12 protein-coding genes are annotated in these 12,039 nt (G+C 72.7%); all 12 read left to right on the forward strand.

From position 1 onward, the window contains the following. The first annotated feature begins 384 nt into the window (after positions 1-384). Positions 385-708 (forward strand): hypothetical protein, encoded by a 324-nt coding sequence (locus AC07A6_RS16505; RefSeq protein WP_478777561.1) that lies wholly within the window; start codon positions 385-387, stop codon positions 706-708. A 251-nt stretch (positions 709-959) separates the two neighbouring features. Further along, the gene (locus tag AC07A6_RS16510; protein WP_400751461.1) at positions 960-1,532 is read left to right on the forward strand and encodes a hypothetical protein; all 573 of its coding nucleotides are present in this window, start codon (positions 960-962) and stop codon (positions 1,530-1,532) included. 310 nt (positions 1,533-1,842) lie between these two features. Beyond that, positions 1,843-3,306, forward strand: coding sequence for a hypothetical protein (locus tag AC07A6_RS16515; protein ID WP_478777562.1), 1,464 nt, complete (start codon positions 1,843-1,845; stop codon positions 3,304-3,306). A gap of 97 nt (positions 3,307-3,403) precedes the next feature. Next, positions 3,404-4,120 (forward strand): hypothetical protein, encoded by a 717-nt coding sequence (locus AC07A6_RS16520; RefSeq protein WP_478777563.1) that lies wholly within the window; start codon positions 3,404-3,406, stop codon positions 4,118-4,120. A 220-nt stretch (positions 4,121-4,340) separates the two neighbouring features. Next, the gene (locus AC07A6_RS16525) at positions 4,341-4,727 is read left to right on the forward strand and encodes a DUF6409 family protein (RefSeq protein WP_478777564.1); all 387 of its coding nucleotides are present in this window, start codon (positions 4,341-4,343) and stop codon (positions 4,725-4,727) included. Positions 4,728-4,830: 103 nt separating this feature from the next. After that, complete coding sequence (locus AC07A6_RS16530; RefSeq protein ID WP_478777565.1) at positions 4,831-6,216, forward strand: hypothetical protein; 1,386 nt, start codon at positions 4,831-4,833, stop codon at positions 6,214-6,216. A 253-nt stretch (positions 6,217-6,469) separates the two neighbouring features. Then, the gene (locus AC07A6_RS16535; protein ID WP_478777566.1) at positions 6,470-7,030 is read left to right on the forward strand and encodes a hypothetical protein; all 561 of its coding nucleotides are present in this window, start codon (positions 6,470-6,472) and stop codon (positions 7,028-7,030) included. A gap of 181 nt (positions 7,031-7,211) precedes the next feature. Next, positions 7,212-7,895: a hypothetical protein gene (locus AC07A6_RS16540; protein WP_478777567.1), complete on the forward strand. Its 684-nt coding sequence runs from the start codon at positions 7,212-7,214 to the stop codon at positions 7,893-7,895. Between the two features lie 98 nt (positions 7,896-7,993). Continuing rightward, the gene (locus AC07A6_RS16545) at positions 7,994-9,241 is read left to right on the forward strand and encodes a phosphoadenosine phosphosulfate reductase domain-containing protein (protein WP_478777568.1); all 1,248 of its coding nucleotides are present in this window, start codon (positions 7,994-7,996) and stop codon (positions 9,239-9,241) included. Positions 9,242-9,397: 156 nt separating this feature from the next. Then, positions 9,398-10,852, forward strand: a complete 1,455-nt coding sequence (locus tag AC07A6_RS16550; protein WP_478777569.1) for a DNA cytosine methyltransferase — start codon at positions 9,398-9,400, stop codon at positions 10,850-10,852. Between the two features lie 225 nt (positions 10,853-11,077). Further along, positions 11,078-11,557 carry a hypothetical protein gene (locus tag AC07A6_RS16555; RefSeq protein ID WP_478777570.1) on the forward strand — a complete coding sequence of 160 codons (480 nt, stop codon included), beginning with the start codon at positions 11,078-11,080 and terminating at the stop codon, positions 11,555-11,557. Between the two features lie 3 nt (positions 11,558-11,560). Further along, on the forward strand, positions 11,561-11,935 hold the full coding sequence (locus AC07A6_RS16560) for a hypothetical protein (protein ID WP_478777571.1): 375 nt from the start codon (positions 11,561-11,563) through the stop codon (positions 11,933-11,935). Positions 11,936-12,039 lie beyond the last annotated feature (104 nt).

The raw sequence follows: 12,039 nt of genomic DNA on the forward strand, positions 1-12,039 counted from the left end.
TCTGCGCTCTCCCCTCCGATTTTCCCCGTTGCCCCAAAAATGATGATCCCCCCTGCCCCCCTTTTTCTCCTTGTGTTTGGCTGGGGGCCGCCCCCCCCCCCCCGCCCGGCCCCGACGCCCCCTCCCTGAGCCCCGTGCCACGCCCGCCCCGCCCGGGCCGATCCGCTCTCTCCCAACCCTGGAGGCCATGTGCCCGCTGCCGACTCGTACGAATGGCGAACCGCCCCTTGCCCCGAGTGCGCGGACCCCGCCGCCCGCCTCGTGGCCGGTGACAGTGACCGCGCCGACATCCTGCTGTGCACCCGCTGCCCCGGGCATGGGCGCCTTCCGTACCGAGACCCTGCCGATATCCGCGCGCGCCTCCCGTTCGGCGTGGTGCTCGCCATGCGCGGAGGGGCGCTGCGCATCGGCGTACCCGCCGCGCCGCACGGGCTCAACGCCCACACGCGCGCCGTGGTGGCGCTGGCCACGGAACGAGGGCTCCTGTGCGTGTGGCGGCCCTCCACCCGGCGCCACCATGCCACCCTGGCCGCGCCCGGCCCCGATGGCGCATGGGGATGGATGGAGGTGGGCGCCCGCTCCGGGAGGATCCTGCGAGCCACCGTTCATCCGCACGGACGCAGTGCGCCCGGCGTCCGCGCCGCAGGGCCGCGCGCCGTCCGTGACCTGGTGGCCAGCCTCTCCGCCCCCGGCGCATCCGTCGGTTGAGAGGCCGCGCGGAGGAGTCGGCAGGGGGCTTCCCGCTGCCGCGTCCCGTGCCCCGCTGGAGCTCGCGGCCGGCGGGGCGCGGGGGCGGTGGCCGGCGGCTGCCACCCCAGGAATCTGACTGTCAGTCAGATGCATGGATCGGGAGTTGCGCGCATGATGAAAAGTGGGTATGGTTTTCTCGTCGGGACGGGGAGTCCCGAGGCGGCAGTGGCAGCCGCACACCGAAAGCGCACCACCCCAAGGAGAGCCCCGTGAACACCTCCCGCGCCGCGTATGCCGTCCTCGACACCGCCCGCCGCCTGTACCCCGAGGCCACGACCGTCGACGTCTACTACTACGGCGGAGCGACGCGCCTGGACGTGTTCAAGGCCGACACCGAGCAGGACCGGACGCTCCCGCGCTTCACCGTCCGCTCCGTCGGCGCGGCCCTGGACGCCGCCGCCGAGGCGTACGCGGCCCTGGCCTTCGGCCCCCGCTCCGCCTGGCCCAAGCACTTCACCATCACCCACACCGGTCCCCTCGACGTCGCCGACGCCGACCGCGCGGCCGGGGACCACGTCCTCAACGGACGCGTCTGGACCGGCATCGGCGAGCAGGCCATCCAGGCGGCACACGACGTCCTCGACTACCGCCGCGAGATGAGCCGTTCCGAGACCATGCGCGTGGTCTTCGGGTTCCAGTACGAGATGGCGGTCCGGAACCTGGAGCTGGCCACCGGAGCCCCGAAGGGCTACCGCCTCTTCTCCCTGGCCCGCTCCATCGTCAAGCACAACCCGGTGAGCCCCCGCGCCGCCTGGGTCGCGGCTGGCGCCGTCACCCGGTAACCGTCCCGATCCGGCCCGGGCCGCTCCAGGCGCGCCCGGGCCCTGCGGCAGGGGAGTGACCGCCCGGGCCGACTCCTACTTCGGCGCATCGCCGCCTCCCCACCCGCACCTCCCACGGCCGCGCCCCGCACGGCCTGTCCGCACGAGCGGCAGGCCCCGGGCGCGCCGAGCAGATCACCCGCGGCAGTGGCAGCCGCGCCACCGAACACACCCGAAGGAGCCTGTGTTGCAATCTTCCGCGCGCCCCCGAAGTAGCGCCCGGCGACAGGAGTCTCCCGCCCTCCCGCCGGCCTTCTCGGCCCGCAAGCGCATGACCGTCCTGACCTGGGGTCTGGGAGCAGACTCGACGGCGAACATCCTGCGCTTCATCAACGATCCGGTCGGCAACGGACTGGAACCGGACCTGTCCGACCTCGTGATCGTGCACGCCGTCACGGGCGACGAATTCCGCGACTCCCTCTCGTACGCCGACCGTCTGGTCCTGCCGCTCCTGCGAGCCTGGCGGATCCGCCTGGTCCAGGTCTGCCGCGGGGGCCCTCGCGACGCCGACGGCGTCCTGGTCCTCGACGACTCCCGCGCACCCCGCCGCATCCACGCGGCCGGCCCCTGGCGCCTGTCCGACGAACTGCGCACGGCCGGCACCGTCCCGATGCTCGCCTCGGGCCAGCGGCGCTGCAGCATTCGCTTTAAGGGCTGGGTACTGGACACCTGGGCCGCCCACGAGTTCGGCACCGAGACCTTCCGCCGCGTGATCGGGTACCACGCCGACGAGACGGGCCGCGCACTCAAGGACTCCGCCATCCAGGACCAGCTGAACACGGCCGCCGGCCGGATCATCTGCGAGCCGGACTACCCCCTGATCCGTGCGGGCTGGGACCGGGCCGCCGTCGAGCAGTACGTTCTGGACTGCCTCGGTGAAATGATCTTGAAGAGCCACTGCGTCCAGTGCCCCTTCACCGGGGTCTGCTCCTCCCGAGACCTCTACGAGCAGAGGCTGCGCGCCCACCCGGCCGAGGCCGCGCAGGTCCTGCGCATGGAGCACATCTCGCTCGCCCTGAACGAGCGCATGTCCCTCTACGGGCCCGCTGGATCGCTCCGCCGGCGCCTGGCCGAGGACGACCGCAACCGGCCGGTCCTGGACGCCTTCCAGGCGGACCTGGAGCAGACCCCGTACGCGGTGTACGAGGTACGCCGCATTACCGGCCTCGGTCGGACGAAGGACTGCCGGCGCTGGCACGGCAAGGACTGCGCGGAGCCGAAGTGGTGGTGCAGCCAGCAGCGCAAGCCCCGCTGCCGCCGCATCCACACGATCGTCGATCAGGACGGCGCGCCGGTGGACGCGGAACCGCAGTGCTCCGGCGATGACGAGCGGTGCCGCGGCGAGCAGCAGAAGGGACCGACCTGGCGATCGGTGCGCACCGTGTACGAGGGGCCCCGGGAGCGGGCCGAGGAGCTCGTCACTCGCTTCGCCGGACGGTTCCGCAAGCGGGTCCGCCTGGTTGTCGGGGAGACCTCCGGGATCCGGCGCGCGCACTACCTGCCCGAATCCGAAGGCCTGCCGCACGCCGAAGCGTTCGTCGTCGCCGCGCCGGCGGGAGTCGCCGACAAGCAGCGCCCGGGGTTCGAGAAGCGCTGGACCGAGCACACCGGAGGGAAGCCGGTCTTCCGGCCGCTGCGCGACCTGCCCGAGCAGGCTCCCCGCAAGAGGTCGGCCGGCGGCCCGGCGCCACTGCACCGCGCCAAGGTCATCGGGGACGTGTTCCTGATCGCGTGACCACACTCCTTGCAGAGTGATGAATTGCATGTATAGTTGTCTCGTAGGTCGGCGGTGGCAGCCGACCATCCGAAAACGCTCAACTCGGAGGCATCTCATGAGCATCCACACCCTTGGCGCGTCCCGACTCGACGCCGTCGTGACGGAGGGGACCGGTCACGGCTTCGCCCGGATCCGCCTGGCCGACGGCCACGCGATCACCCTCAAGACGCGACCCGGCGCCGAGGCCGCAGAGGAGGTATTCCTCTCCCCGGGCCTCACCGCTCCCGACACCGAGGCCTGGGAGAATGAAGACTCCTGGGAGGACTGGCTGACCGGCGGGACCCTCGGCAACGAGAGCGGGATGTTCCTGGAAGTGCCCACCGAGGCGCTGCGCGACCTGATCGCCCAGCACGGCGGCGAGCACGACGACCAGAACGGCGAGGACCCCGCGCCGCCCGCCGAGGCCGCCACCGCCGAGCAGGCCAAGCCGGACCCCCTGGCCGAGATCGCCGACCTGCACGGGGCGTTCGGGCACGGCTACGGCGCCACCGACATCCGCAACATCTTCGGCCGGATCTACGACGCGGGCGGACCGTACCTGGTCTGCGTGTGGGAGGTGGCGGACGAGTACGGATTCGGCGGCAACGCCGAGTTCTACGCCGAAGACGATGCCTGCCGCCTCTTCGAACTCCGGCCGGACGTCTACCGCTGGCTCACCGGCCAGCAGGAGAACCCCGGCCCCGTGGACACCTGGATCGGCGCGCACCGCCCCGAGCTGGTCGAGTTCGCGGCCTCCGACGACTTTCATAACTACGCCCAGGCCGAGCGCTGATCCTCCCTCGTGTCCGGTGGTGGCGGGGATTCTCGCCGCCACCGGACGCGGGTCCGTCGGCCCGCAGCCGGCGGCCCGACTCCCGGCCGGTTCGGCTCTCTGTCGCTGGGGCGCCACAGGGTGAGGGTGACCCCTTGCGAAAGTGATGAATAGTGAGTATTGTTTTCTTGTCGGCGGGGGATTCCCGCCGACATCCCCACCACCCTCCAAGGGAGTTCACATGACCGTCGCCACCGCCTCCGCCACCCAGACCGTTCTGGAGCCGGGCACGGTCGTGCGCACCCCCCGCTTCGACGAGGGCAAGAACACCGGTCTGCGCCGGGCGATCGTCCTCGGCCTCGTGAACGAGGGCGAGCCGAAGAACGGATACGCGGTGTGGTTCTACACCCTCGGCACCCCCTCGTACGCCCCCCGGACGCTCGGCATGGCCTTCCTCAACGAGCCCACCGTGGTGGGCACGGTCGAGGAGATGTCGGAGCGCACCCTGCTCCGGCTCTACCTCCAGCTCCGGGACTACAACCTCGGGCGCCACTGCGGGTACTCGGCCGTCGAGCGCCGGATCCAGAAGGCGGGCATGCGGCTCCGCGCGCTTCGCCGGGGCCAGTAGGCCCGATACCGGGGGCGGCACCACCGCCCCCGGCCCCGCCCGCTGGTCGGCCGTGGCAGCCGACTGGCACCGACAGCACACCCCACACGCAAGGAGCCCCGTCATGGCCCGTATCACCTTCGTTGCCTCCACCGGCTGTACCCGCACCAGCGAGACCCGCCACTACACCCACGCGGTCACCGTCGACCGCCGCGAGGGCGAAGGCCGCATCGTGCACACCTGGTCGATGTCCGCGGCCAACGTCGCCAAGGCGGCCCGGACCGCCGAGCGCGCGGGCTGGAAGAACATCGCGGTCGAGGAAGTCGCCGTCCAGGCCAAGCCGGTCCGCACCCGCAAGACGACCCCCGCCCAGGCGCAGCCGGCCCTGGCCGAGGAGCGCGCGCCGCTCGCCCTGTACTCCGTACGCCCGGCCGCGGGCGGGGGCTTCGACGTCGTCAACAACTCCGGCCTGGTCGTCTCGGGTGACTGGCAGACCGAGGCCGGCGCCCAGGAGCGCGCCGAGTTCCTGAACGCCCAGGAGAACCGCAGGCGCGTCGAGGACGCCCTGACCGACCCGCAGCGGCGGGTGTACGCCGTGGTCAAGCGCGACGGTGCGATCGGCGCCGGATACGGGCACCGCCTCACCGCCGTCCGGAGCCTGCACGCCGCGGGCCTCGTCAAGCTCACCGAGTACGGTGCGGGCTCCTGGAACGCCGTCCTCGTCCCGCCGCCCGTCGCCGGCCCGGCCGAGGACGTCCCGGCGGTCGGTGCGGGCGTACTGCCCGAGGACGCCGAACACCCGGCGGCCGCCGCGGCGGTGACCGCCCTGTCCGGACAGCCGCTCGCCGACGTCACCGGCTCCGACGACCTCGGCGAGGTGGCCGGCTACTGGGTCCGGCCGGACGGCACGAGCGGCCGCCTGGCCGTCGGCTGGGTCGAGGACGGCAAGCTGGCCACCGGCGCCGACGGGCGGCCGCCCGTGGCCGCGCTGCGCGTCGCGAAGGAGCTGTTCGAGCGCACCGAAGGCTGGCTCGTCGAGCCCGGAGACCACCCGTCCCTGCACGTCTGGCACGTGCCCACCCTGGAGGCCGCAGCCGCGCAGGGCGCCGCTGCCGAGCGGGCCCGGGGCGCGATCACCGACACCTGGACCATCACCCACACCGGCCTGGCGGAGGGCCGCTGCTTCCTGAGGGTCGAGGCCCCCAACTCCGACGCAGCCTTCGCGGCCGCCATGGCCACCCGCGCGGGCCGCCTGGTCCGGCAGGCCGGGCGCCGAATCACGGCGCGGCGCTTGAGGGAAACGGACCTGGTCCGCACCGTCGGCGAACGGGTCCGGCACGTGGCCAGCGGACAGACCGGCACCGTCGAGGCGGTGGACGTACGGATGACCGGCGCCCGCGCGTACCGGGACGGCGTGACCGTCGCCGTTGACGGCCGCTCCCGCAAGACCGCGCGCTCCCTGGAGTGGGAGCCCCTGCCGGCGGCCGAGGACCCCGAGGCGGCCTGCTGACGGCACCCGCCCGGCCCTACGGGGCCGGGCGGCACTCCTCCGCTTCCACCGCCATCGCCCGCGTCCGGAGCGCTGCGCCCAGGCGACGCACTGCCTCAGGCCGCCCGCAGCGACACCGTGACCGTCCGCAGAATTCTGCCGAGGGAGCCGGGGCGGGCCCTTGCGTAGTGATGAATAGAGAGTATAGTTGTCTTGTGGTCGACGGTGGCAGTCGACCACACCGGACACACATCCTCAGACCCTTCGGAGAGTCATGATCATCAGTACGCCGCTCCCCAACGCCCTTCACGCAGCCGCCCGGGCCCGCACCATCGCCGGTATCGCCCGACGGAGGAGCGTGCTCAACCACCCGGCCTGGTATGCCCTGACCACGGTCGCCGAACTGCTCGACGACGTCGCGCTGGCCTTCGAGACCGACCTTCCCCCGGTCCTGGACGGTGTCGTCATCACGAACACGATCCCCTTCGACGCCTCCCTGCTCCTGTCCATCGCCGAAGACGTCGTCGCCCAGAACGCGGCAACCGGGCTCCCCGCCTGCCTCGGCCAGTACGTCACCAGCGCCGTGTTCGGCACCCTCGAACTGCCCCGGCTCCTGCACCCCGTCAGCGCCCAGCTCGCCTCCCAGGAGACCAGCCTGCGCGGTGCTCTCCAGCTCCTGCACGAGCGCCACCTGACGGGAGCCGGTGAGCGGCCGGAGGCGGTGGCGCTCTACCTGGAAGCCGCATTCAAGCTCCACCTGAACTGGGGGCGCCTCGCCGCCGCCGTCGCCGTGGACAACGCCCGCCCCTGCAACCGGCCGACCGTCGCCCAGTAGGACCTCGCGCCGCGCAGCGCCCCGCACCCCGGCGCCCTGCCCACCTCGGGCCGGGCGCCGGGGCCAGGCGCCCGCTGCGCCCGGCGCCGGGGTCACTGGCCAGGCCGCGCCCCGTCGACCAGGACGCACACAGCACCCCGCCCTCGTTCCACCTGCCCCGTTCGAGCTCCGAGGACCTCCCATGCAGACCGCCCCGGCCTACCGCGCCAAGACCACTGACTACGACCGGAGCGCCTTCGAGCGCACGTACACCGCCCTTGAGGCGAACGCGCTCATCGCCACCGCCCTGCTCGACGAGGACGAGGTGATCCCGGACGCCGACCGCTCGGGCCGACTGACCGTCATCCGCACCATCACCGGCCACCGAAGCGCCCTCGAACCCGAGCCCCGAACGCTGCGCCGCACCATCCGTCTGGAGCCGGTACGCGCGCCCAGGCGGCTGACTCCCCGCCAGTACGAAGACCTCTCGCTGATCCTGGCCCGGGACGAGCAGGGCGGAGGGACGCTCGTGGACGGCCGCGTCCGGACGGGGATCGCTTCCATTCCGCCCGCAGCCGTCGGCCGGCTGTTCGAGCACGGGTGGCTCGTCGTGGAGTCGGGTGACGTGGTCACCGTGTCGTACGCGGGCCGCATCGCGATGACGCTGCACGACCACCAGGCCGGAACCGGCTACATGGGCACGGACAAATGGGTGGTCGACGCGTTCGGAGTCGGCGAATGGCAAATCGGCGCGGGGCTGTTCCTCTCCCGCTGCTCCTGCGGCTACCGCTCGCCGTCGCGCTTCGACGACCGGGCGATGGCGCAGGGCGACTCCCGCAGGCATCGCCTGGAACACCTGCGGACCGCCTTCGGCCTGACCGTCTGACCGTCCAACTTCCCGCTACATCCCTCCGATCCTTCAGCCGGGCGGCAGTGGCAGCCACCCGGCGCCGAACTCACCACCCAGCACCCCTGAGGAGACCCATGGACATGAGCACCCGCCGCCGGCTGCTGGAGGCAATCCGGCGCGCCCACCAGGCCGACGCCGCGTACACCGCCGCCGACCGCGCCCGCGCCCGGGCGGCCAAGGCCGCCGCTGCCGCGCGTACCCGCATCACCAGCGACCCGCAGCTGCAGGCCGACGCCGACGAGCCGGCGGCCGAGCAGGCCGCGTACGCCGGCCTCGTCCGCCGCGAGCACGAGGCCCGCGTCAAGGTCCGCCGGACCTTCACCGCGGCCCGCGCGGCGAACCGCGCCCTCGCGGCGCTCTACACCCCGCACGCCCCCGGCCGCGGAACCGGCGGAGGGCGCCGGTCCGACGTTGCGGCCGCCCTCCTCGGCGAGCTCGCCCAGACACCCCGCGAGCTCATCCTGGCCGCGGACAAAATCGTCGTCTCGACCAGTGCCGGCAAAGACTCACTCGTCTGCGGGCAGCGCGTGGTCACCCTGGCCGCCGAGGCCGGCTGCCTGGACAAGGTGGTCCTGGTCCACGCGGACCTGGGGGAGGAGTCCGAATGGCCGGGCGTCCGCGAGCTCGCCCAGCGCCAGGCCGAGCGCTGGGGCGTCGAGTTCATCGCGGTCCAGGCCGACCGCGGCCTTCTCGGCCTCGTCGAGAAGCGCGGCATGTGGCCCGACGCGGCCCGCCGGCTGTGCACCTCGACCCTGAAGCGGGACAAGATCGCCCCGCTGTTCAAGCTGATCACCGACGCCCTCGGCCTGGACGAGCAGGCCCTGATCCTCTCAGCCCTCGGCATCCGGGCCGCCGAATCCCCGGCCCGGGCCCGGAAGCTGCCGCTCACCATCGACATGCGCGCGAGCACCGGCCAGCGCATGGTCCTGACCTGGCATCCGATCCTGGAGCTCTCCGAGGCCGACGTCTGGCAGAAGATCGCCGACGACGCCCTGGAGTACCACCCCGTCTACGACGCGGTCATCCCCCGCCTGAGCTGCGTGTTCTGCGTGCTCGCCGGCCGGGACGTCCTGGTGCGCGCCGTACGGCTGTGCTGGGCCCTCGGCCTGGACCTGCCCACCCGGTACGTCGCCCTGGAGGAGCACATCGGCCACAAGTTCCGGGAGAAGCTCAGCGTCGCCGAGATCGTCGCCGAGGCCGCCCGCATCGAGGCGGAGGAAGGCCCTCTGGTGTGGGCGCGCGGGGATGCGCTGCGGCGCCACGTCGGCGAGGAGGCCGCGGCCGACTACCTCCGCCGGCTGGCCCTGGAGCTGGCTGCCTGATCGTCGGAACGGATCCCGAGAGAAGGGGGCGCGCCCCTCCTGGCCATTTGTGATGTGTTGTGGGTATAGTTGTGTTGCCGGTCGGGAGTGGCACCCGACCGGCGACCGACAGCACACCGCGCGGCCGATGACCGGCCGGCCCGAGGGGAGCAGCTCATGACGGAAGCTCAGACCGCCGAGCGCGTCGCCGAACCCATCCGCGTTACCGCCCTCGGCACCGCGGCCGAAGGCCTCGTGCACCTCCTGCCCGACCACGACGACACCACCGCCCGCTGCGGCTTCACCGCCTGGCACAGTCACATCATCTGCGTCGACTGGTTCGAGGAGCGCACCTGCTCCGTCTGCCTCGCCGACCTCGCGCTCGACCTCGGCGCCGAGATCCCCGCCGACGTCCTCGCCGAGCTTGACGAGATCGCCGCGCCCTGGCCGGGCCGCTGGCTCCTGCGCCCCCGCGAGGGCGACCGCGAGCGCGTCGTAGGTGTCTGTGCCGGCCCCGGCGGCTGGGACGAGGGGCTCGAAGCCCTCGGGGCCCGCTATGACGCCGTCGGCCTCGACCTCTCCGGCGACGCCTGCGTCACCGCCGAGCGCGCCGGGCACCGCCGCATCGTCATCGACATCACCCTGCTCGACCCCGAAAACCCCGCCCTGCGCTGGACCGTGGGCGTCATCATCTCCCCGCCCTGCCCCGCCTGGTCCACCGCGGGCAAGCGCGCCGGCCTCACCGCGCAGTCCCTCCGGATCCTGACCGCCATGCTGCGCGCCGCCGGGGAGGCGGCCGGACACGGCGGGTACCGCGACCGCTCCGGGATGACGTGGGCCGAGGTGCGCGCCATGGCGGCCGCCATGCCCGACCCGGAAGCCGGGCTCGTCGCCGAGGTGCTCGTCTGGGCGCTCGGCCTCCAGCTCCACGGCGAGACTCTGCGCTGGGTCGCCATGGAGCAGTCCGCGAACCTCCCCGAAGACGTACGGGAAGCGGTCAGCTTCGAGCTGGCCCTGGCCGGCTGGTCCCAGCAGCAGTGGGCCGAGCTGGACGCGGCCGACTACGGAGTGGCCACCCATCGGCGCCGGGTCTTCTTCATGGCGGTGCGCCACGGCCGCATCCCCGGCTCTGTGCGGTCCGGCCTGCCCTTCGCCGAGCAGACCCTGGCCGCCGCCCTCGGCTGGGCCCCCGGGGAGCGGGTCAACACCCGCGGTACGCGGGGGCTGGACGCCAACGGCCGCCCCAAGGGCGGGAACACCTTCTCCGCGGACAAGACCGGCTGGTGCCTCACCGGCAAGGCCAGGACCTGGTACCGCGAGTCGGACGGCTACCGGCTGACCGAGGCCGAGGCCGGACAGCTGGTCGGATTCCTGCCGTCCTACCCCTGGCGCGCCTCGGAGCCGACGGCCCGCAAGGACTCGCGCACGAGCGCCTTCCAGCGGATCGGGGACGTGGTGTGCCCGCCCGTCGGCGCGGTCGTCCTGGGCGCCCTGACCGGCCGCCCGTGGCGCCGACCGGTAGAGGACTACCTCGGGCGGGTCTACCGGGGAGCCGAGGCCCTGGCGCCGGTGGAAGTGCCGCAGCAGCGCAGCGAGCGCGCGCCGGCGGACCTGCTGGCACTGGCCGCGTAGGCCGGCCCGCGCGGGGTGGCGCAGTTATCGGACTGCGCTGCCCGCCACCGCCGGACAAGGCCGTCCCGGCCGTTCCGGGCGGCCGCGCCAGGGCGCCGCTGAACTGCGGGAATCCGAGAGGTGCGGGTCCGTACCCACCATGATTGTGATGTGTGAGTGGTATAGTTGTCTCATGGTCGGTGGTGGCAGCCGACCAACCCAACCGAACTCACACCCAGGAGAGTCATGACCCATTCGTCCTCCCCGAAGACCGGCCCCGTCCGCACCCGCGTCACGATCGACGGCATTCCCGACTACCCCGCCGTCGTCGACCCGGCCAACCGCTGGAACGGCTTCGTCTCCCCCTTCTTCACCCTCGACACCGTCCGCCTGCTCTCCGCCGAGACCCTCAAGGACGCCGTCAAGTACGGCTACGACTGCTCCGACACCATCCACGTCATCGACGGCGGAACCGACAGCAACGGCGCCCCGCGCGCAGTCGTCCTCCACGTCCGCTGGATGTACCTCGAAGACGAGGGCCCGGCCCAGGTCACCTCCATCATCAACCCCCGGAAGGAGGACGGCCTCTACGGCATCGGCGGCTGGGAGTGGACGTGGTCCATCTCCACCTGGGACTGCGCGTGCAGCAGCTGGTACCACCACGAGACCGACCCCTGCCCGAACTGCGGCGGCGAACGCCCCAGCCGCTTCGAGCTGGCGGCCTGAGCCGTGGCCATCAACACCGCACCCCAGCCGTCCACCTGCCTGGTCCTCGACCCGGACGGCCGTGGCACCGTCCTCCAGGTCACCTCCGTGCACAATCTCGACGGCGAGACCCTCGCCGAGCGCCTCTACGAGGCCTACGCCATGACCACCGAGAACAACACCGAACTACCCGACGAGATCACCACCGAGACCCTCATGACCGCGCTCGGCGAGCAGATCGCCAACTGCGCGGAGGGCTGGCACACCTGGGCCAACGAGCCGACACAGCAGGCCTGGGACACCGTCCGGCCCTGGGCCGAACGGCAGGTCCGCCGCCTCTTCCCGGACCTGACCTGGCGCGTCGAGCCGGACCGGCACTTCCTGCCGCCCAACAGCTGAACCACCCCACCGGCGGGGGGGGGGGACCACAACGGGCGCCGCCCCCCCCCCGCGCCCCCCCCCCCCCCCGCCCCCAAACGCCCCCCGCGCCCGCGCCCCCAAGG

The organism is Streptomyces sp. NPDC044002 (genome assembly GCF_056434525.1).

Coding starts and splice junctions, on each gene's coding strand:
- AC07A6_RS16505 (WP_478777561.1), top strand. CDS start 385: ATGCGCGGAGGGGCGCTGCGCATCGGCGTACCCGCCGCGCCGCACGGG.
- AC07A6_RS16515 (WP_478777562.1), top strand. CDS start 1,843: ATGACCGTCCTGACCTGGGGTCTGGGAGCAGACTCGACGGCGAACATC.
- AC07A6_RS16520 (WP_478777563.1), top strand. CDS start 3,404: ATGAGCATCCACACCCTTGGCGCGTCCCGACTCGACGCCGTCGTGACG.
- AC07A6_RS16525 (WP_478777564.1), top strand. CDS start 4,341: ATGACCGTCGCCACCGCCTCCGCCACCCAGACCGTTCTGGAGCCGGGC.
- AC07A6_RS16530 (WP_478777565.1), top strand. CDS start 4,831: ATGGCCCGTATCACCTTCGTTGCCTCCACCGGCTGTACCCGCACCAGC.
- AC07A6_RS16535 (WP_478777566.1), top strand. CDS start 6,470: ATGATCATCAGTACGCCGCTCCCCAACGCCCTTCACGCAGCCGCCCGG.
- AC07A6_RS16540 (WP_478777567.1), top strand. CDS start 7,212: ATGCAGACCGCCCCGGCCTACCGCGCCAAGACCACTGACTACGACCGG.
- AC07A6_RS16545 (WP_478777568.1), top strand. CDS start 7,994: ATGGACATGAGCACCCGCCGCCGGCTGCTGGAGGCAATCCGGCGCGCC.
- AC07A6_RS16550 (WP_478777569.1), top strand. CDS start 9,398: ATGACGGAAGCTCAGACCGCCGAGCGCGTCGCCGAACCCATCCGCGTT.
- AC07A6_RS16555 (WP_478777570.1), top strand. CDS start 11,078: ATGACCCATTCGTCCTCCCCGAAGACCGGCCCCGTCCGCACCCGCGTC.